The sequence below is a fragment of the Actinacidiphila bryophytorum genome, from assembly GCF_016916835.1.
Taxonomy (GTDB): domain Bacteria; phylum Actinomycetota; class Actinomycetes; order Streptomycetales; family Streptomycetaceae; genus Actinacidiphila; species Actinacidiphila bryophytorum.
This window is the reverse complement of sequence record NZ_JAFFIX010000002.1, coordinates 155,779-175,168: the sequence shown is the minus strand read 5'-3', so window position 1 is coordinate 175,168 and position 19,390 is coordinate 155,779. Positions and strand designations below refer to the sequence as shown.

At 70.0% G+C, this 19,390-nt stretch carries 18 protein-coding genes and 1 pseudogene; 8 read left to right on the top strand and 11 right to left on the bottom strand.

Features of this window, described 5'->3' with window-relative positions:
- Positions 1 to 70 precede the first annotated feature (70 nt).
- A pseudogene (locus JT723_RS03975) lies at positions 71 to 271 on the top strand (transposase); the annotation flags it as partial.
- On the opposite strand, the gene JT723_RS03970 reads toward JT723_RS03975, so the two are convergent.
- From JT723_RS03970 to JT723_RS03950, 5 genes are all read right to left on the bottom strand, one after another.
- Positions 262 to 639 (bottom strand): hypothetical protein, encoded by a 378-nt coding sequence (locus JT723_RS03970; protein WP_205042962.1) that lies wholly within the window; start codon positions 637 to 639, stop codon positions 262 to 264. The pseudogene JT723_RS03975 and the gene JT723_RS03970 sit on opposite strands and share 10 nt — an antisense overlap.
- Positions 640 to 733: 94 nt before the next feature.
- Entirely contained in the window at positions 734 to 1,048 is a 315-nt protein-coding gene (locus JT723_RS03965) for a MazG-like family protein (protein WP_205042961.1), read from the bottom strand.
- 157 nt (positions 1,049 to 1,205) lie between these two features.
- Positions 1,206 to 1,499: a DUF1330 domain-containing protein gene (locus JT723_RS03960; RefSeq protein ID WP_205042960.1), complete on the bottom strand. Its 294-nt coding sequence runs from the start codon at positions 1,497 to 1,499 to the stop codon at positions 1,206 to 1,208.
- Positions 1,500 to 1,690: 191 nt separating this feature from the next.
- Positions 1,691 to 2,194 (bottom strand): class I SAM-dependent methyltransferase, encoded by a 504-nt coding sequence (locus JT723_RS03955; RefSeq protein ID WP_205042959.1) that lies wholly within the window; start codon positions 2,192 to 2,194, stop codon positions 1,691 to 1,693.
- Between the two features lie 471 nt (positions 2,195 to 2,665).
- Positions 2,666 to 3,931: a helix-turn-helix domain-containing protein gene (locus JT723_RS03950; RefSeq protein ID WP_205042958.1), complete on the bottom strand. Its 1,266-nt coding sequence runs from the start codon at positions 3,929 to 3,931 to the stop codon at positions 2,666 to 2,668.
- 186 nt (positions 3,932 to 4,117) lie between these two features.
- Between JT723_RS03950 and JT723_RS03945 the strand changes: the two genes are divergently transcribed.
- The 4 genes from JT723_RS03945 to JT723_RS03930 all read left to right on the top strand — a co-directional run bounded on the left by JT723_RS03945 (position 4,118) and on the right by JT723_RS03930 (position 7,801).
- Positions 4,118 to 4,582 carry a glycine-rich domain-containing protein gene (locus JT723_RS03945; RefSeq protein WP_307794001.1) on the top strand — a complete coding sequence of 155 codons (465 nt, stop codon included), beginning with the start codon at positions 4,118 to 4,120 and terminating at the stop codon, positions 4,580 to 4,582.
- Positions 4,583 to 4,701: 119 nt separating this feature from the next.
- Positions 4,702 to 5,412, top strand: coding sequence for a class I SAM-dependent methyltransferase (locus JT723_RS03940; RefSeq protein WP_251513047.1), 711 nt, complete (start codon positions 4,702 to 4,704; stop codon positions 5,410 to 5,412).
- 584 nt (positions 5,413 to 5,996) lie between these two features.
- On the top strand, positions 5,997 to 6,488 hold the full coding sequence (locus JT723_RS03935; protein WP_251513045.1) for a sigma-70 family RNA polymerase sigma factor: 492 nt from the start codon (positions 5,997 to 5,999) through the stop codon (positions 6,486 to 6,488).
- A gap of 905 nt (positions 6,489 to 7,393) precedes the next feature.
- On the top strand, positions 7,394 to 7,801 hold the full coding sequence (locus JT723_RS03930) for a hypothetical protein (RefSeq protein WP_205042956.1): 408 nt from the start codon (positions 7,394 to 7,396) through the stop codon (positions 7,799 to 7,801).
- A gap of 38 nt (positions 7,802 to 7,839) precedes the next feature.
- On the opposite strand, the gene JT723_RS03925 is transcribed toward JT723_RS03930, so the two are convergent.
- Both JT723_RS03925 and JT723_RS03920 read right to left on the bottom strand, forming a co-directional pair.
- Entirely contained in the window at positions 7,840 to 8,469 is a 630-nt protein-coding gene (locus JT723_RS03925; protein ID WP_240165037.1) for a redoxin domain-containing protein, read from the bottom strand.
- Between the two features lie 110 nt (positions 8,470 to 8,579).
- Positions 8,580 to 9,278, bottom strand: a complete 699-nt coding sequence (locus JT723_RS03920; RefSeq protein WP_205042955.1) for a FadR/GntR family transcriptional regulator — start codon at positions 9,276 to 9,278, stop codon at positions 8,580 to 8,582.
- A gap of 147 nt (positions 9,279 to 9,425) precedes the next feature.
- Between JT723_RS03920 and JT723_RS03915 the strand changes: the two genes are divergently transcribed.
- Both JT723_RS03915 and JT723_RS03910 read left to right on the top strand, forming a co-directional pair.
- Positions 9,426 to 11,162 (top strand): IlvD/Edd family dehydratase, encoded by a 1,737-nt coding sequence (locus JT723_RS03915; protein WP_205042954.1) that lies wholly within the window; start codon positions 9,426 to 9,428, stop codon positions 11,160 to 11,162.
- Between the two features lie 56 nt (positions 11,163 to 11,218).
- On the top strand, positions 11,219 to 12,406 hold the full coding sequence (locus JT723_RS03910) for a fumarylacetoacetate hydrolase family protein (protein ID WP_205042953.1): 1,188 nt from the start codon (positions 11,219 to 11,221) through the stop codon (positions 12,404 to 12,406).
- Positions 12,407 to 12,420: 14 nt separating this feature from the next.
- Here JT723_RS03910 and JT723_RS03905 read toward each other — a convergent pair whose 3' ends face one another.
- From JT723_RS03905 to JT723_RS03890, 4 genes are read right to left on the bottom strand one after another with little or no spacing between them, the layout of a single operon-like run.
- On the bottom strand, positions 12,421 to 14,766 hold the full coding sequence (locus JT723_RS03905) for a beta-xylosidase/alpha-l-arabinosidase (RefSeq protein WP_205042952.1): 2,346 nt from the start codon (positions 14,764 to 14,766) through the stop codon (positions 12,421 to 12,423).
- Positions 14,767 to 14,795: 29 nt separating this feature from the next.
- The gene (locus tag JT723_RS03900) at positions 14,796 to 15,692 is read right to left on the bottom strand and encodes a carbohydrate ABC transporter permease (protein WP_205042951.1); all 897 of its coding nucleotides are present in this window, start codon (positions 15,690 to 15,692) and stop codon (positions 14,796 to 14,798) included.
- Between the two features lies 1 nt (position 15,693).
- Positions 15,694 to 16,596 (bottom strand): carbohydrate ABC transporter permease, encoded by a 903-nt coding sequence (locus JT723_RS03895; protein WP_205042950.1) that lies wholly within the window; start codon positions 16,594 to 16,596, stop codon positions 15,694 to 15,696.
- A complete protein-coding gene (locus JT723_RS03890) occupies positions 16,593 to 17,924 on the bottom strand; it encodes an extracellular solute-binding protein (protein ID WP_205042949.1) in 1,332 nt (443 codons plus the stop codon). Before JT723_RS03890 ends, JT723_RS03895 begins: the two co-directional genes overlap by 4 nt.
- Before the next feature lie 376 nt (positions 17,925 to 18,300).
- Between JT723_RS03890 and JT723_RS03885 the strand changes: the two genes are divergently transcribed.
- Positions 18,301 to 19,326, top strand: coding sequence for a LacI family DNA-binding transcriptional regulator (locus JT723_RS03885; RefSeq protein WP_205042948.1), 1,026 nt, complete (start codon positions 18,301 to 18,303; stop codon positions 19,324 to 19,326).
- Positions 19,327 to 19,390 lie beyond the last annotated feature (64 nt).

The following is a 19,390-nucleotide window of genomic DNA, read 5'->3' as shown; positions in this document are numbered from 1 at the left end:
GGCAGCGGCTCGCCGGCTTCGTGAGCTGGGTTCGGCGTCATACCTGAGCGCGGATCAGGAGCGTACCGATGTGGTCAGGCTCGGGGGTGAACGCAAGCCGTACCCGAGTGACTTATCGGACGAGCAGTGGGCGTTGGTTGAGCCGGTGATCACCGCGTGGAAGGACCGGCACCGCTCGGTCAGTGGTCACCAGGGCGCCTACGAGATGCGGGAGATCGTGAACGCGATCCTCTACCGGGGGCGGACGGGCTGTCAGTGGGCCTACATCCCGTCGGTGAGCGCTGCTTCCACGAAGGGCAGGTCCGGTGAGCCGGGCGCGTAGTCGGCGTGGCGGCCGTCGACCACCTCGTAGCCGAGGAGGCTCCAGCCGCCGAGCGCCAGGTGCCAGTACAGGCGCGGGCAGGAGGCGGGCAGGTGCGGGGCCACCGTGGCCTCACGGCGCTGGGCTCTCACCTGGGGATGGTCGGTCGGGATGCCCTTCACGAAGATGGCACCGCTGTCCGTTTCGAGGACGGAAGCGATGCCGGAGTTCATGCCGCCAGGCGCGGTCACCGCTTGGTGCACGGCGCCGGTCTTGTCGGTGACGGCCTGGCGGACCTCGGCGGGTAGCTGCTCGAAGCGGATGCGGGACATGGACACGACGCGCGGTTCCTCGGCTGCTGAGGGAGGGGAAGGCGCCCGGCCAGGAGTGGCCGGCATGCGAAGAAAGGCGGCGAGACGGGTCCGACTCGGCTCAGGCCAGCGACCGGTCGGTGATGATGCGTACTCGCTCTTCGAACACCTTCGCTGCGTCGGGGGTGAGGGTCGCCAGCGCGACCATACTGCTGAGCATCACGTCGCAGAGTTCGTTCTGGACGTCTTCCCAGGTGTGGCTGCGGCCCTTGCGGGGGTTGGCGGAGACGGCGCCCATCGCCGCCTGTGCCACCTCGCCGACCTCCTCCTGGACTTTGAGCAGACGCAACAGCCGCGCCTGTGCCGGCGTTGCGTTGTCCTTCTCGTCCAGCCACTGCACGAGCTGGTGGATCTTCGGCCAGATCTCGTCGTTCACGGCGGTGGTGCTCCTTGCGTACGCGTGGGATCCAGATGCGTGGCGACGCTATCGGGCGCGGCGGGCGCGTAGGCTGCAATTTGCTGATCGATCACACCGGCGGGGGCCGTGTTTGTGCCGATGACGAGGACGGGCACCTGATGGCTGTGCCTGCTGGTCAGTCGATGCCTTCGATGATGCGGAAGTCGCGCTCGACGCTGTCGGAGAGGACCGCCAGGGCCTTCTGGTATGCCTCGCTCTCGTATGCCGCGACGGCCTGTTCGAAGCTGTCGAACTCGATCAGGACGACGCGTTGCGTGATTCCGGCCTCGTGGGCGACGACTCGCGCGCCACGGGACAGGACGCGTCCGCCCGCTGCCCGGACGGCCGGGCCGGCCAGCTTGTCGTAGGCGGCCAGCCTGTCGGGGTCGGACGTGGGGCGGTAGACGCTGACCCAGTAGCCCTTGGCCATGGAAGCCTCCTGTGTTCGGGTGGACGAGATTACATAAAGGATCAGCCGGCCACCGGGGTTGTGCGACGCCTTCCGTGCGATATGAGCATCACGTCCGCGGCCAACCTGGCCACCCTGCACAGTTTCGGCCCGCGACGGATCACCGATCTGGCGGTGATCGAGGGCGTCACCCAGCCCGCGATCGCGCCGGGCTATGCCTGGGCGCGGGCCAGGAGTGTGCCGATGTGGCCCGGGGTCGGGGCGTCCAGAATGCGGGCCTCGGCGGTGGCGAACCCGGCTCGGGTCAGCAGGCGCTCCCAGACGGGCGGGCGGTAGCTGTAGCGGTAGGTGAACATGGCCTTCCCGGCAAAGCCGCCCTTGTACATGCCCTGCGGACCATATGCCCCGGGGATGGCCGGGGGCTGTGAGAAGACGAAGACGCCGCCGGGGTTGAGGCGCTTCCTGACGAGCGGAAAGAGCTTTGACGGGTCGGTGAACCAGGCGGCTCCGAAAATGGAATACACCGCGTCGTAGGCCTCGGCGGTGGAGCCGAGGTAGTCCAGTACCTCGGCGCAGTGGAACTGCGCACCGGTCGCCCCCCACCGCTCGGTCGTCCTCGCGACCATGACGGGGGACAGGTCCACGCCTGTAGCCTTCACGCCGCGCTGCGCCAGGTGGGCCAGCGCACGTCCGGTGCCGCAGCCGATCTCCAGCACACACGGGCGTGTCGAGGATGAGCTGGTGGACGCCGATGTCGACGAGCTCGCCGAGCCGAGGTGTCAGGTGCGCGATGTGCGGTTGGACGGCGTTCGAGGGTGGACGGTTTCGCGGCTAGGCCGTGTTTTGGAAGTCCCGCCTGCCCCGCGGCGCCTGGCACGCACGCTCGCTGCGTTGTCGGAGTCGTCCGAGTAGGCCCACTACGAGGACGACCCTCCGCCTTGCGATCGCACGCACCAGACGCTGCGGGGCCCGCCCTGTGGGCGGACGGCGCTACTCACAAAACACGGCCTAGGGGGAGCGAGGGCCTGACGCTCCCTCGAATGCGGCCTGGCCTCCGGAGTCGCAGTAGCGAACTCCCATGCTGGCCTGGCCAAGGTGTTTGGAATGCGACCGACCCGAAGGTGAGGAACTGCCGAGTTCACCAGGTGGGCCGCCCTTGGGGGCCACGAAACCGCCCCTGGAGGCGCTCAGACCGTGGCCAGTGCACGTACACCTGGCGCGAGGGGGTGCCTTTCCTGGAGGTCGGTGACGATGCGGCGAATCGCGGGCCGGTCGCGCACCTCGGCCGGGGCGACCCGGGCAGCGGCCAGGAGTGCGGCTGCGGTCTGCTCAGGCCGACCCCACTGCCACCACGCGCGCGCCATGTCAGTGTGGAACCGGCCTCGCCGTTCCGCGGTGGGGAACTGCTGCGGAAGCAACCTGCTGCCGATGTCCAGCGCCGTCCCGGAGTCCCCAAGTGCCCAGTGCACGCTCACCGCGTAGGCGTCAACTGCAGCCGACGTCACCGGGAACGGGCGCTCCCTGGGTGCCGCGTCCGGCAGGTTGCGGGCGGCGTCCGCCGCTTCCCGGATCATCGTCAGGGCTTCCGCGCGGTCACCCGACTGCGCCGCGGTGTACGCCGTGGTGCACAGCATCTGGGCGTAGGCGGACCTCTGGGCGTCCGTCGTCAGGCCGGTGGCACCCACGGCCAGTGCGGCGTTGGTGACCAGCTTCTGGGCGGCCTGGGGCTGGCCTTGGTGTCGTAGGACGATGGCCATCTCGCGGGTGGCCGCGGCCGCGGCCAGCGCGGAGCCTGACAGGTCCGCGTAGACCGTGGCCCGGTCGGCGGCGATCCGCGCACTGTCGTATCTCTCGATCTTGATCAGGGCCTGTGCGGTGAGCCCGTAGCAAGCCGACAGGCGCCCGTAACCAAGGTCGGAGCGAGTCCGCGCAGCTTGGTGAGCGGCGCCGAGCAGACCCGGGAGCCCCTCCAGGAGGGACGTGTACCGGCCGGCGTCGAACAGAGCCCGAGCGCCGGCCACGCGGGACTGCAATGCGATCGGCTCGGCGGTGGGTGCAGGCACGGCGGCCAGCGCGTCATCAACGAGCGCGAGCAGTTGGGTCGGGGCGACCAGACCGGCGGCTGCGAGCACGGATCGGCGGCGCATGGGATCCTCCTCGTCGCGACTGGCCGCAACTGTAGTGGTCCCGAACCCGGTTAACCCCAGTGCCGCACCGAGGGCGCCGCCAGGTACACCGACCTCGCGCGCGGCTCGTTGGAGAAGCCGCAGATCCCCAGCAGGACCGTTCTCCAGCCGCGATACGGTCGATGCGGAGCAGCCGATCCGGCGCCCCAGCTCGTCCTGCCGCCAGCCGAGGCGGCGGCGCCCTATGCGGACCAGCCCTCCAGGCTGGCGCTTCGTGACGTACTCGCGGGCCTGGGAACTGCTCCAGAGCGGATCGACGTTTCGCATAGCGTCTCCACGAGGCCGAAGGGCCGTTCTACCGACGGTATCCGTAGCGGCACGCTCCGTCGATGACGTGTGCAGAATCTGCAAACCGCTTGCACAGCCCGATAGCTGGTCACTGTTCACGTCCGGCCGTTGGTCTCCTGGAGCCAGCGCCCCCACGACGGGGGCCGCCCCCGAAGGGAGCACATCGTGACTACCGTCCTGGAACCCCTCACCAGCGCAAGCCCGCTCGCCCCGACCCGCGACCCGCGTGACTTCGTCACGCCCGACCAGTGGGAGAAGCTGACCGGCCTCCTCATGAGGGACTACCCCTTCGACAGCGTCATGGCGCAGCGCGTCCTCGGGCAGGGCATCGCCTACCTGATCACGGCCATGGAATGCCGGGGGCAGGGGCTGGGCCTGGGCCCCGGAAGCATCGTGGACATCGGCGTCCACATGATGATCCTCGACACCGTCGCCTACGCCGAGTTCTGCCAGAAGTACAACGGCGGCCACTTCCTGCACCACGTACCCGACGTCGCGATGAAAGTCGACGGCTCCGTGGCGCGCACCGCTCAGCAACTCGCCCGCCACGGCTTTCTCGTCGACGAGCCGCTCTGGGACGCCGACAGCTCCAAGTGCACCCCCTGCCGCCCCGGAGAAGACGGTCACTGACCGACAATTTCCCGTCTGGCCCCCGCTTCGTACCAGAGGTGGGGGCCAGGCGTGCGTCATCCGAGTGGATTCCCCGCAGCCGGCCACGTGCCCGCCCCCACCCCGCCAGGATGTGGCGGGTGACTTCCTCCATCTCACCCGGCACCGATCTTTGGCACCGCTACGGCCAGAGCCTGGTCTGCGACGACGTGAAGCGCGGTGTGGACGGCCGCCTGTTCTGGGACTGGTACCAGCGCACCGGCCCAGGCGCTGAAATCCTCGGGGAGCTGACCGGCCGCACCGTCGTCGACGCCGGTTCCGGGAACAGCCGCCAGGCCGCCCACATCGCCGAGGCACTCAACGCCGCACGGGTCGTCGCCATTGACGCCTCCGCCGGCCAGATCGACCGCGGCCGGGAGATGTTCGGGCATGTTGCCCGGCTCGAGTTCGTCCACGCCGACGCCGCCGACCACCTTGCAGCCGCACCGGACAGCGTCGACGTGGCGTACTCGCTCTTCGGGGCCGCCGATTTCACCGACCCCCGCACGTTGCTGCCCGCCATCGCCACCGCGCTGCGGCCGGGCGGAACACTCGTCATCGCCACCCTTGCCCACTACAGCAGCGGTCAGCCGCCGGAGACGGACCTCCGGCCGGCGAGCATCCCGGTACGGCGCGCGGACGGCGCCCGGACCACGATGCTCCGCTGGGTCCTCGACATTCCCGTGTGGGAAAAGGCGCTCACCGAGGCTGGGTTCGGTGATCTCACCACCGTCACGATCCGGGACGCGGGCACCGAGCAGCAGAAGCCCATGGCGACGAACCTCTTCCGCGCTGTTCGATACCCCGGCTGAGTGGCTCTCGGTAAGGCCGGCCGCGCAACCGACCGGAAGCCGTCCACCGAGTGCGTGAGCGATGCGTGAGCGGACGTGTTGGCACGTGGTAGTGCGCAGCGGACAGGGCGGCAACCTCGATCCGCCTGACCTGCGGGTTTCGGATGACGGCCCACCGTCCAGCACTGGCCCGCACGCCCTGGCCAGGACTTTTGATCCATTGGTTGTGGGTTCGAGTCCCACACGGCCTACGAGCGACAGCGATCCAGGGCTGCGTCGGCCTCCCTGAGGCGCAGTGCGAGGGCGCCCGCTTTCGCAGATCCGGGGCGTCCCCGTGAAACTCCTCCCCGGCGAACGTCACCCGTACGGCGGCCGGATGGCGTTGTAGGGGGCGAACGGGCGTCCCGACGCCGCCTCGACGGAAGGATGCCCACTCCCTCACGGAACTTAGGACTCACCCCACCACGTGCCCGGACGCCGCCGCGGTGCGGGCGATGCCGAGACGCGCCTCCCATGCCTCGGCGGCGCCGCGGAACGCGCGCTGATGCGCACGGCCACGGCGGCCGGCGAGGCCGAATTCGCCGACTGGGCAACGGCGTCCTGGCGTGGGCTGCCGCGGATCGCCTACATGCTCACACCCCGAGGCGGAGGTCGATCTCTACGTTCGGCGGTCGCTGGTCAACAACCACCGCAGCCGGCTGCGCAGAAAGCGGGTGGTCCAGTTCCTGACGGCCTCCGTACCGGACCGGGGCGACGGCGGCCAGAGCGAGACGGTCGAGCACCGCGTCGTGCTGAAAGAGGCGCTGGCGTCACTGTCCACCCGCCAGCGTGCCGCAGTGGTCCTGCGCTACTGGGACGACCCGACCGAGACGCAGACGGCGGACATCCTCGGCTGCTCACCCAACTCGGTCAAAGTCCACACCCGCCGCGCGCTGGCGGCCCTGCGCGGCCACACCGCGCTGGCCGCCGCCGGATCGCGGGCGCGGCGGTGGGCGCCGTACTGCTCGGACCTGCGGCGCACGCGTTCCTCCCGGACACCGGCACCGCCCCGCGCACCGCCGGGCACGTCCGGGTCCTGGCACCCGGCGAGAAGGTGACCGTGTACGACACCACGCGGGTGTGACCGACGTCGTCAGCGTCTACGACCCGGCACACCGCACGATCGTCGGCGCGACCGAAAGCGCGCCGGTGTGGTCGCCCCCGACCGCTCCACCCACCCCCGACGGCCGCCCACGGCCCGCGCGCTGACCTCTCGCGTCCCGCGTCCCGCGGCAGTTCGGTAGGTGACGCGGGCGGCCGGTCGGACTCTGAAGTCCGCGTGCGGCACCGCACACGAGGCGGCGACCACCGCGTCCCCGGACACCCGCCTACGCGCCGGCCCGGACGATCAGGGCCGACGACGTCGTACGCGTCCGTCGTCCCATCCAGGTACTCGAGGACCGGCGACTGGCCGAAGGGCAGGAGTCGCAGCGGCTACGGGACCGGTCCGGGACCGAAGGGTCGCAGCCTTGCTCGGAGCTGTCACCGTCGCGTGCTGCCGCGCCAATCGGACGTGTATCGCGAGCCCCTTACCCGGGGGTACCTGGGGGTTTCTCGCCGGCGTTCAGGCACCTTTGGGAACAGTCCGGATGCCAGCCGCTGCACGGGCGGGCGGAGAGAGCCAGAGCTGTTGCGGGATTTCGGCGGGAGGATCCGCTTCACGGGTAAGAGCATCGGCGTTTGCTGGGGCGTCGGTTGCGGCCAGGGCGCTCATGCACTCGGCGGCGATGACTTCCGTCAGTATATGGCCGCTGAGACGGCCGGCGGCCGAGCGGTTCCGCATCGTCACGCAGAACGGTCACGGGCGCTGAGAGCGGTGCTGGGCATTCCCCCATTCCACTTGCGGCGATCACGGGAGGGACGGAGTGGCCGGATTGTTCGTCAACTACTCGTTTATCAGCCCCCCGCATGATTGATGGAGTTCGCCGGGCCGTCCGAGCGAACTGAAAGGGAGATCAGACCGATGCGAAAGAAGTTCGCGACCTTAGCCGTCGCTCTCCTGCTGGCCGGCGGGACACTCGCCACCGCCACGTCGGCCTCGGCCGCACCTGCACAGCCCAGCGCCGACAGCTGGGACCACATCTGGACGACCGCGGACTCCGCCCACGGCGGCACGATCTACATCCACGAGCACGGCGACACCGTCCGCCTCTGCGACACCGCCGCCGACGGAGCCACCCCTCGGGCGTATGTCTCCTGGGACGGGGGGTGGTACTACCTGGCGGCCTACGGTGGCAAGGGCTATTGCATCGAGGCCAACGCCACGATGGCAGGTTTCGACCTGCCGGAGAACACGGAAATCTACGTTGACATCTATCGGGGCCCGAACTACGCGGATGAGACCTTCCACTCCTACCTCAACGACCACTGAGCTCGGTGTTTGATCCCGGGTGTCACTCGACCTGCTGATCAGCGGTTCCTCCCGGGACATCGGCGGCGGCCGTTCTTCACGCTTCGAGATGTCGAGTCACGAAGCACGGGAGAACGGCCGCCGCGTATGAGTCTGCTTCTCCCCGGGTCCCTTGTGCAGGGACGGGAACGTGCAGGCTCTGGTGGATGCATCAAGGCCGGTCGGCGTTGTCGCCGAGCCAGGTCCAGCGCCTGGGCCAAGCTTCGTGCGGGGTCGGACAGCATCTGGAAAGGGAGGCGGAGCCGCTCGGTGACCTCACGTTGGTAGTCGCTGTCCTGGCTGGAAAGGCCGTACACCTGGGTCGCGCCGGCCGCGAGCAGGTCCTGGCGGTGGTCGCGGAAGCCGCATGTCTCGGCAGTGCAGCCACGGGCGCCGGGGATGGAGTCCCAGCCTTCGGGGAGACCGGTGCCGGGGCGGCCCGTCAGCGGGTAGATGTAGAGCACCGTGCGACCTGCACCCAGCGCCTTCAGGCTGACTGTGGCGCCGTCGGTGGCGTGGAGGTCCAGCTTCGTCGGGGGAAAGCGGCTGTTGCGGTGAGCCGCCTCGTGCGGGTGCGCCACCACGGAGACGGCGCCCATCGCCGCCTGTGCCACCTCGCCGACCTCCTCCTGGACCTTGAGCAGCCGCAACAGCCGTGCCTGTGCCGGGGTTGCGTTGTCCTCGGTTCGGGCCTCGCGCCGCTGTCGTGCTTGAGGCAGCCGGGCACCGCGAAGGCCCCCGTCGCGCAGGCGGGCAGGGGCTATGGGGCATCGCGGTGCAGTGCGGGGGACTGGGCGATCTCTTTTTCTGCCGCTTCGATGATGGTCAGGACCGCGGCCGCCGCTGCCGCGGGATCGCCGGCCGCCACGGCTTCCACGACGGCGCGGTGGCCGGGCAGCGAGGCTTCCACCGCGCCCGGGGTCTGGGTGCTGATGAGGAAACTGTGTTCCAGCGCGATGTCGATGGCACGGCCCAGTGAGCCGAGCAGACGGTTGCCGCCTGCGTCGAGCAGGGCCCGGTGGAAGGCGATGTCGGCCTCGACGTAGCCGCTGCGGGCGGGTTCGGCCGCGGCGGCCTCCATGGCGGCCAGTGCGTCGTACAGGGCTCGTACGTCCTCGGGGCCGGCCCGGCCGGCGGCGAGCCGGGCCGCCTCGGGCTCGACGATCCGGCGCAGTTCGCTCGTGTCGCGCAGCAGTGCCGTGGCGTCCCCGGCCTGCTTCCAGCGCAGGACGTCGCGGTCCAGGTGGTTCCAGAGCTCGGCGGGCAGGACGCGCGTGCCGGTGCGGGGGCGCACCTGCAGCATCCCCTTGGCCACCAGAGCCTTGACCGCTTCCCGCAACGCGCCCCGGCTGACGCCGATCTCGGCCGCGAGCAGGTCCTCGACCGGCAGCGGATGCCGCGGTTCCCACACGCCGCCCACGATGCGGCGGCCGAGCTCGTCGACCACGCGCTCATGCATGGTCGGGAAACGCACCACGATCTCCGTTCACCCCTGGACGTCATTCATCGAATCATTTAATGATTGCTCCCAGACTACGGCCTGCGGGCACCCACCCGACACCGCACCACCGAGAACCAGCCGACACGAGAGCTACGGAGTACCCACATGACCGATGGGAACCGGACGAGCCGTCGCAGCCAGGCGTGGTTCGGCGCGAGCGGCCGCAGCGGCATGCTGTACCGCTCCTGGATGCGCAACCAGGGATTCGGGCACGAGGTCTTCGACGGCCGCCCCGTCATCGGTATCGCGACCAGTGCGTCCGAACTCGCCCCGTGCAACGCACATCTGACCCGCGTCGCCGAAGCCGTCAAGCGCGGCGTGTGGCAGGCCGGCGGCTTCCCGCTCCAGTTCCCGACCATGGCCACCGGCGAGACCCTGATGCGCCCCACCGCCATGCTGTACCGCAACCTGATGGCCATGGAGGTCGAGGAGCTGATCCGGGCCAACCCGCTCGACGGCGTCGTGCTCCTGTCCGGCTGCGACAAGACCACTCCCGCCATGCTCATGGGCGCTGCCAGCGTCGACCTGCCCGCCGTCATGGTCACCGGCGGGCCGATGCTCAACGGCAAGTACCGGGGTCAGGACGTGGGATCCGGCACTCACGTGTGGAAGTTCGAGGAGGACCTGAAGACCGGCCGGATGACCGAGGAGGAGTGCTTCTTCGCCGAGGGCTGCATGGCCCGCTCCGAAGGCCACTGCATGACCATGGGCACCGCCTCCACGATGGCCTGCATGGCCGAGGCGCTCGGTATGCAGCTGCCGGGCTCGGCGGCCTGGCCTGCGGTCGACTCCCGGCGGACGGAGGTCGCGCAGTCGGCGGGGCAGCGCATCGTGCGCATGGTGGAGGAGGAGTTGCGCCCCTCGCAGATCCTGACCCGGAGGGCGTTCGAGAACGCCGTCCGGGTCAACGCGGCCATCGGCGGCTCCACCAACGCCATCATCCATCTCACCGCCATCGCCGGACGCGTCGGTGTCGACCTGGACCTGGAGGACTTCGACGAGCTGGCCCGCGCGGTGCCGACCCTGGTCAACCTGATGCCCAGCGGCACGTACCTGATGGAGGACTTCTGCTACGCGGGCGGGCTGCCGGCGGTCATGGCCGAGCTGCTGCGCGGCGGGCTGCTGCACGGCGAGCAGATCACCGTCACCGGGCGTGGCGTCGCCGAGAACGTCGGCAGCGCCGGGAACGACGACACCGACGTCATCACGAGCCTCGACGCCCCCTTCCAGCCGGCCGGCACCGGTACCGCCGTCCTGCGCGGCAACCTGTGTCCCGACGGCGCCGTGATCAAGCAGTCCGCCGCGTCACCGCACCTGCTCACCCACCGCGGCCCCGCTCGGGTCTTCGACTCCCCCGAGGCCTACCACGCGGTCGCCGACGACCCGGATCTCGATGTCGACGAGAACACCGTCATCGTCATCCGCAACGCCGGTCCCAAGGGCTACCCCGGAATGCCCGAGGTCTCCAACGTCCCGCTGCCCGCCAAGGTGTTGAAGGCCGGGATCACGGACATGGTGCGCATCTGCGACGGCCGGATGAGCGGCACGGGGTACGGGACCGTCGTCCTGCACGTGGCGCCCGAGGCCGCGGTCGGCGGACCCCTGGCGCTGGTGCGCGACGGCGACCTCGTCGTCCTCGACGTCCCGAACCGCACCCTGGACCTCGACGTGGACGCCGCCGAGCTCGCCCGGCGGCGGAGGGCGTGGAAGGCACCCGCCGAGCAGCACACCAGCGGCTATGCCTGGCTCTATGTCCAGAACGTGGAACAGGCCGACCGGGGTGCCGACTTCGGCTTTCTGCGCGGAAGCCGTGGACACGAGGTTCCCCGCGACTCCCACTGAGCCCGCGCCCGGCGACCGGACCCCTCGGCCCCCTCGAATCCAGGAGAGCATCGATCATGGAACCGGCAGCAGCACGCCCCCGCCCTGTCCTCACCGCAGCCTCCGTCCTTCCGGAGGACGCCGACCAGGCCGCTCTTGTTGCACGCGTCCACGTCCCGGAGTGGGGCGGGCCGTGTGTGGCCGCGGTCCGCAACGGGCAGCTCGTCGACCTGACATCCCTCGCCCCCACCGTCTCCGACCTGCTGGAACGTGACGACGCGGCGACGGTTGTCCGGGAGGCCGAGGGCGGCCGCACCTGGAGCCTCGACGAACTGCTGCAGGCCCCCGCCGGCCGCCAGGACCTCCCGCATCTGCTGGCCCCCGTCGATCTGCAGGCGATCAAGGCCGCGGGCGTGACCTTCGCCCGGAGCCTGCTGGAGCGCGTCATCGAGGAGCGCGCGGGCGGCGATCCGGCGCAGGCCGCCCGGGTGCGCGAGCGCGTCGGGCAGGTGGTGGGCGGCGCGCTCGACGGCATCCGCCCCGGTTCGCCGGAGGCGGGCAAGGCCAGGGAACTGCTGGTCTCCGAAGGACTCTGGTCGCAGTATCTGGAGGTCGGCATCGGGCCGGACCCGGAGGTGTTCACCAAGGCCCCGGTGCTGTCCGCCGTCGGTACCGGAGCCGATGTCGGAGTGCTCAGCGCCTCGGTGTGGAACAACCCCGAGCCCGAGGCCGTACTCGTGGTGGACTCGCGTGGACGGGTACGCGGCGCGACGCTCGGCAACGACGTCAACCTCCGCGACATCGAGGGACGCAGCGCGCTGCTGCTGTCCCAGGCCAAGGACAACAACGCCTCATGCGCGATCGGCCCGTTCGTCCGCCTGCTCGACGACGGTTTCGGCCTCGACACCGTACGCGGGCTGGACATCGACCTGCGGATCGACGGCGCGGACGGCTACGTACTGCACGGCAGCAGCTCCATGCGTGAGATCAGCCGCGACGTCCTGGACCTGGTGGCCGCCACACACGGTTCGCACCACCAGTACCCGGACGGTTTCGCGCTGTTCACCGGAACCCTGTTCGCCCCCACCGAGGACCGGCACGAACCCGGCGCGGGTTTCACGCACGAGTACGGCGACATCGTGCGGATCTCCACCCCTTCCCTCGGGGCTCTCGTCAACACCGTGATCACCAGCGAGCAGGCCACGCCGTGGACGTTCGGCGTACGGGCGTTGATGCGCAACCTCGCCCGACGCGGCCTGCTGTGAAGCGCACACCCCGTTCAGGCCCGGCCCACCGGTTCGTGCCCGAACGCGGCATGGAGGCGCCTCGTGTGATCCACGTGGCGGACGGCTCCGGTGAGCGTGACCCTGGCCGTCAGGCGGGCATCCGCGGCGGAGGCCGCCAACCGCACTTCCAGTTCGCCCGGTTCGACGACGCGCCGGCCGTCGCGGCCGGTGAATGACGCGAGGTCGGCCGGGACCGTGACGCGGACGCGGTGGGCCTCGCCCGGCTCCAGGTCGAGGCGGGTGTAGCCGGCGAGGCGTTGCACCGGCTGGACGACGGAGGCGACCGGGTCGTGCAGATAGAGCTGGACGACCTCGGTGCCGGACCGCTCGCCGGTGTTGCGCACGGTGAATGCGAGGGTGAACTCCCCGTCCGTCGGGGCCTCCTGGGTGTCCGCGGTCAGGTCGCTCCAGTCGAACGCCGTGTAGGACAGGCCGTGGCCGAATGCGAACGCCGGGGTCGGGTCGATGTTCGACACCGCGCTGGCGTGTGCGAGCCGCGCACCGAGGTACGTGGCCGGCTGGGAGCCGGGGTCTCGCGGCACGCTGACCGGGAGCCGCCCGGAGGGATTGACACGGCCGCTGAGAACCCCTGCGATCGCACGGGTCCCCTCCTCCCCGGGGAAGAACGACTGCACGATCGCCGCGGACTCCTCCACGGCGCGGCCGAGGGCGTACGGCCGTCCGGCAAGCAGAACCGTGACCACGGGTGTGCCCTGATCGAGCAGGGTGTCGAGGAGGTACTGCTGCTCGCCCGGGAGGATCAGCGAGTCGGCGTCGCAGCCCTCGCCGCTCGTGCCCCGCCCGAACATCCCCGCACGGTCGCCGAGCACCACCACGGCGACGTCTGCCTCGCGCGCCGCCCGGGCGGCCTCGGGGATGCCGGAGAGGTCCTTGTCGTCGACTCCGGTGCCGCGGGCGAGCGTGATCTCGGCGTCGGGGAACTCGGCGGCGAGAGTGTCGTGGAGCGTGGGCAGTTCGATGCCGAGGGGGGTACCGGGGTGGCGGGCGCCGATGTGCTGCGGGAAGGAGTAGCAGCCCAGCACGGCAGTGGCCTCGGTCGCGTTGGGACCGATCAGGGCGATACGGCCGGGCCGGGGGAGCGGCAGGGTGCCGTCGTTGGCGAGCAGGACGATCGCCTTCTCGGCGATCTCACGGGCCAGCCGGCGGTTCTCGGGACGGTCCAGATCGACCGTGCCGCGCAGGGCCTGCGGGTCGTCGGGGTCCGCGCCGTCGAGCGCGGCCGGCATCGGGCTCCAGCCGGGGTCCAGCAGGCCGAGCGCCGCCTTCTGGGCGAGGACATGACGCAGGGCGCGGTCGATGAGTTCCTCCGGTACGCGGCCCTCGGTGACGGCCTGCACGAGGGGCGCGCCGAAGGTCTTGACGTTGGGCAGTTCGACGTCGATGCCCGCCGCGAGTGCGGTGCCGGCGGCTTCGGCCCAGTCGGCTGCGATGCCGTGCAGGGTCTTGAGGAAGGCGATGGCGAAGTAGTCGGCGACGACGGTGCCGTCGAAGCCCCAGGTGTCGCGCAGCAGTCCGGTGAGCAGGTCCTCGTCGGCGGCGGAGGGCATGCCGTCGGTGTCGGTGTAGGCGTTCATCACCGAGCGGGCGCCGCCCTCGCGGACGGCCATCTCGAAGGGGGGCAGCAGGACGTCGGCGCGTTCACGCGGGCCGACGGAGGAGGGGGCGAGGTTGCGGCCGGCACGTGAGGCCGAGTAGCCGACGAGGTGCTTGAGGGTGGCGACGACACCGGCGGACTCAAGGCCCTGCACGTACGCGGTGCCGATGCTGCCCACGAGGTAGGGGTCCTCGCCGATGGTCTCCTCCACGCGGCCCCAGCGGGCGTCGCGTACGACGTCGAGGACGGGTGCGAGGCCCTGGTGGACGCCGACGGACCGCATGTCGCGGCCGATGGCGGCCGCCATGCGGCGCACCGCGTCCGGGTCGAAGGTGGCACCCCAGGACAGCGGAACGGGGTATGCCGTCGCGCCCCAGGCGGCGAATCCGGCCAGGCACTCCTCGTGCGCCAGAGCGGGGATGCCGAAGCGGTTCGCCGAGGCGATGCGGGCCTGGGTGCGGGCCAGGGAGAGGGCACCGAGTGCGGGGTCGACGGGGACGGTGCCGAAGGGGCGCGTCAGCTGGCCGAGTCCGGTGGGCAGCAGCGCCTCAAGGTCGACGGCCTCCTCCATGTCGTGCTGGTGGGGGGCCACTTCGCCGCCTTGGTCGGAGGCGCCGACCCATACGCCGAACAGCTGTGCGGTCTTCTCCTGAAGGGTCATCGCGCCGATCAGGGCGTCGACCCTGGTGGCGGCGGGAAGGGCGGGGTCGTTCCAGAGGGGCATGCCGGGGGTGGTCCCTGCGGCCACGCCGGTCACCGGCTGAATCCGGCGGTCAGGCCGCTGAGCATCTGCCGGCGGCCGAACGCGTACAGGACCAGGACGGGCAGTGTGGTGAGGACGACGGCGGACAGGACGGCGGGGACGTTGATGCCGTACTCGCCCTGGAAGGTCCACAGTGCCAGCGGCAGGGTCCGGCGGCCCGGGCTCTGGGTGAGGACCAGTGGCAGCAGGAACCCGTTCCAGATGGTGAGCCCGTTGAAGATGCTCACGGTGAGGATGGCCGGGCGGGTCAGCGGTACCGCCAGCCGCCACAGCGTCGTCCACTCGGTGGCGCCGTCGACCCGCATCGAGTCGAACAGCTCCTCGGGTATGTCGCGGACGAAGTTGGCGAGCACCAGCACTGACAGCGGGATGGCGAAGGCGATCGACGGGAGGATCAGCGCCAGCAGGCTGTCGTACAGCTTCAGCTTGATGATGAGCAGGTAGACCGGGATCACCGTCGCCTGCAGGGGGATGGCCAGGCCCATGAGGAACAGCCCGTTCATCGCGCGCAGGACCCGCATGCGCCAGCCGCGCACGATCGCGTAGGCGGCCATGACGGAGAAGGCGACGGCCGGCAGGACGGCGCCGACGGTGACCACGGCGCTGTTCGCGAAATAGCGGATGAAGTCGGACTCGATGACCAGCCGGTAGTTGGCCAGCGTGGGGTCGCCGGAGGGCACCAGCGGGTTGCTCGCGTAGTAGCGGCTCTTGTCCTTCAGACTGGTGATGACAATCCAGTACAGGGGTATGGCGACGACGACCAGCCAGGCCCATCCGGCCACGCCGGCGGCCCAGTTGTGCCGGCGGGCCGCCGGGCGGGAGCGGCGTTGCCTTTCGCGGCGGGTGTCCTTTTCCGGACGGTGCGTCCTGGTGAGCGTGGTGGTCACGTCAGGCCCCCTCGAGTTGGCTCTCGCCGGCGTCCCGGCCTCCGAGCCGGCGCAGCAGCAGGGCGAGGGCGAGGCCGACCAGGACCAGGATGGTCGCGATGGCGCTGGCCGGCCCCATCTGGCTGCCCCGCCATCCCCGCTTGTACATGTCCAGCGCGAGAACCCGGGTGGCGTCTCCGGGGCCGCCCTCGGTCAGGACCCAGATGAGGTCGAAGAAGGTCAGCGAGCCGACCACCATCAGCGTGGACGAGGTGATGATGGTGTACTTCAGCTGGGGCAGCGTGATGCTGAAGAACTGCCGGATCCGCCCGGCACCGTCCAACTGCGACGCCTCGTAGAGGGACTTCGGAATCTGCTGGACCCCGGCTTGGTAGATCAGCGAGTGGAACGGTATGAACTGCCAGGAGACGACGAAGACGACGACGCCGAACGCGAGCCCGGGTCTGCCCAGCCAGTCCTTGCTGAGCGCCCCGATCTTCAGTCCGGCGCCCAGGCCGAAATTGGGGTCCAGCAGGGCCTTGTACGCGACCGCGATCGCAGCGGAGCTGAGCAGCAGCGGGATGAAGTACACCACGCCAAGCGCCGCCCGGTAGCGTTGGCGGCCGGCCATGAAGGTGCCCAGCAGGATGCTCAGCGGGGTCTGGACGGCCCAGGACGCGATCATCACGAGGAACGTCACCTGGAGGGCGTGCGGCAGCCCGGGATCGGTGAGGACCGTACGCCAACTGCTCAGCCCCGCCGCGTGGATGGCGCCGATCCCGTCCCATGTGGTGAAGCTCAGGACGAAAACACCGACGAGCGGAACCACGGCGAAGCAGACGAAGACCACCAGCGCCGGAGCCGCCAGCCACGGCAGGATGCCGCGCGGTCCGCGACGCGGCGGGCGGCCGGTAAGCGCGCTCATTTGCCGATGACCGCGTTGAGGTTGCCGGCGAACTGCTTGGGCGAGACGGACAGCTGGAACAGCTTCGAGATGTTGTCCAGCAGCGTCTCGGCGGCCATCGGGCTGAGCGCCTGGTCCCAGGACTGGCCGAACGTCTTGGCCTTGCTGGCGATGCCGTAGGTGAACTGCAGGAAGTCCGCGCTCTTGGAGGCGGCCAGCAACTTCTCCGTGCCCACCCGGATCGGCAGCGACCCGATGCCGATCCACTGCTTCACTTCGGCGTCCTGGAGGACGCCGTTGGCGAAGAACTCCTTGGCGACCTCCTTCTCCTCGGCGCTGGCCTTCGAGGATATGGACAGGTACTGGGCGGGGTTGCCGAAGCTGTTGCTCGGATCGCCCTTGCCGCCCGCAACGGGCGGGAAGTTCATGTAGCCCAGCCCGCCGCTGGAGACGAAGTCCCCGCCGTCGGCCTGCTGGATGCCGTACGACCAGGCGCCGTGCAGCATCATCGCGGCCTTGCCGGTGTACAGCAGCGCCTGGTCGGCGTTGGAGTCCGCGGTGATCGAGGAGAAGCCCTTGATGAACCCGCCTGCCTTGACCAGCTCCTGCACCTTGGCCAGCGCGGTGAGGGCGGCCGGGTTGGACCAGGCGTTCTTCTCGCCCTCGATGACGGCCTGGAACACCTCGGGTCCACCGATGCGGTCGAACAGGAACTCCAGCCACATCATGTTCGTCCACTGGGACTGGCCGCCCAGGGCGAACGGTGCGATGCCCTTCGCGTTGAACCTGGGCACCAGCGCCATGATGTCGTCCCAGGACTCCGGCGGGTTCACGCCGACCTGCTCGAAGAGCCTCTTGTTGTAGTAGAGGATGATCGGCTGCACGCACTCGCACGGCAGCGCGTAGATCCTGCCGTTGACGGTCGCCGCGCCGAACGAGGACGGGAACACCCGCTTCTTGACCTCGGAGTGCTCGCCCATCCACGAGGTGAGGTCCTCGACCTGGCCTGCCTCCACGTAGGTGCGCAGTGTCCCGCCGCCCCAGCCGTAGATGATCGTGGGCGCCTGCCCGGCGCCGATGGCGGACTTGATCTTCGTCTTGTACGCGTCGTTCTGGAAGGTGGTGTCTTTGATCCGCGTCTTGGGGTGGGCCTTGTTGAAGGCCTTCACCGCGCCGGCTCTGACGCCTTCCTGCGGCTGGCTGCTCAGGTACCAGTACGTGGCGCCGACGTTGCCGCCGCCGGGACCGGACGAGCCGCAGGCGGTCAGCGCCGCCGAGACCGGCAGGCCGGCGGCCAGGCCGAGCAGGGTCCGCCGGGACAGGGCACGTCGAGAGACAGGGATGTCCATGGTGTTCTCCGCGATCGAGGGCCACCGGCGTCTCATGGGTCATGCCGAAAAGGTTTCGAAAACACCGGCTGACTTTTCTGTGAGTGCACGCTAGATTTCGAAGTATCGTCGTGTCAAGAGATGTGCAAGCGCATCGCTGAGAGCCCGTCACTTCTCCGTGAGGTCAGGCCAGTGCAACGGTTGCGAGACCCGGCAGGGATCGAAATATTTTCGAAATATCGAAGATCGGGGCGCGGTGGAGTGGGTATTGGCCGCGGGGGCGACTCCCGTCTCCGCGCTCCCTGCCGCGTTGCCGTACCGTTGAGCGGGCCCACCCGAGTGACCGGCCATGGTCGACGGCTGACCACACCGGTGGACATGCAGCTGAGAGGAACCGATGCCACCGAACGCCAGGCGCGCCACTTTGGCTGACATCGCCCAAGTAGCCGGGGTCTCCGTCGCCACCGTGTCCAAAGTGGTCAACGGCCGCGGTGACGTGGCCGCACAGACCCGCGCCCGAGTGCAGGAACTGCTGTACCAGCACGACTACCTGGCACCCGTGTTCCGCCACACCGACGCCCTGGAAAGCCCGATCATCGAGGTTCAGTTCCAGGGCTGCGTCAAGTCGTACGTGGCCCAGACCCTGGAGGGCATCATCGACTCCGCCGCCGAGTCAGGAGCCTCGGTGGTGATCAGCAAGGCGTCCCGCGGCCCGAACTGGGCACGGGATCTGGTCTCAGCCGGGCGCCGCGCCCTCATCGTGGTCACCAGCGTGTACACCGCCGCGCACCTGAAGGAGCTGGCCAGGGCCGGGCTGCCGCTGGTCGTGCTGGACCCGCTGCACCTGCCGGACAGCCGGGTCCACAGCGTCGGGGCGACCAACTTCTCCGGTGGCCTGGCCGCGACCCGGCACCTGCTCTCCCTCGGCCACCGCCGTGTCGCCTATCTCGGCGGACCGGCCATGGCCGTGTGCAACCAGGCACGCATGCACGGCTATCGCGCCGCCATGGAGGCGGAAGGAGCGCGTGTACCCGAGGCGTATGTCCGGCCAGGGGAGTTCACGTACGAGACCGGCCTGCTCGGCGCGTCGCTGCTGCTGGACCTGGCGGAGCCACCGACGGCGATCTTCACGGGCAACGACGAGATCGCCCTCGGTGTCATCGAGGCCGCCCGCGCCCGGGGCCTGCGCGTCCCCGAAGACCTGAGCGTGGTCGGTTTCGACGACACGGACCTCGCCCGGATGGCGTCACCGCCACTGACCACCGTGCGCCAGCCGCTGAGGGAGATGGGCGGTGCCGCCCTGCGTACCGCCCTGCGGCTGGTGAACGGCGACAAGGTCGAGTCCCACCACGTCGAACTCGCCACCGAACTGGTGGTACGCGCCTCGACGGCACCGCCCCGGGGACGGGACCTCACCACCTGAACCCGCCGCGCCGGGGCCGCACCGCCCCGTTGTTCCGCCGGGTGCCCGCTGTTCCGCCGGGTGG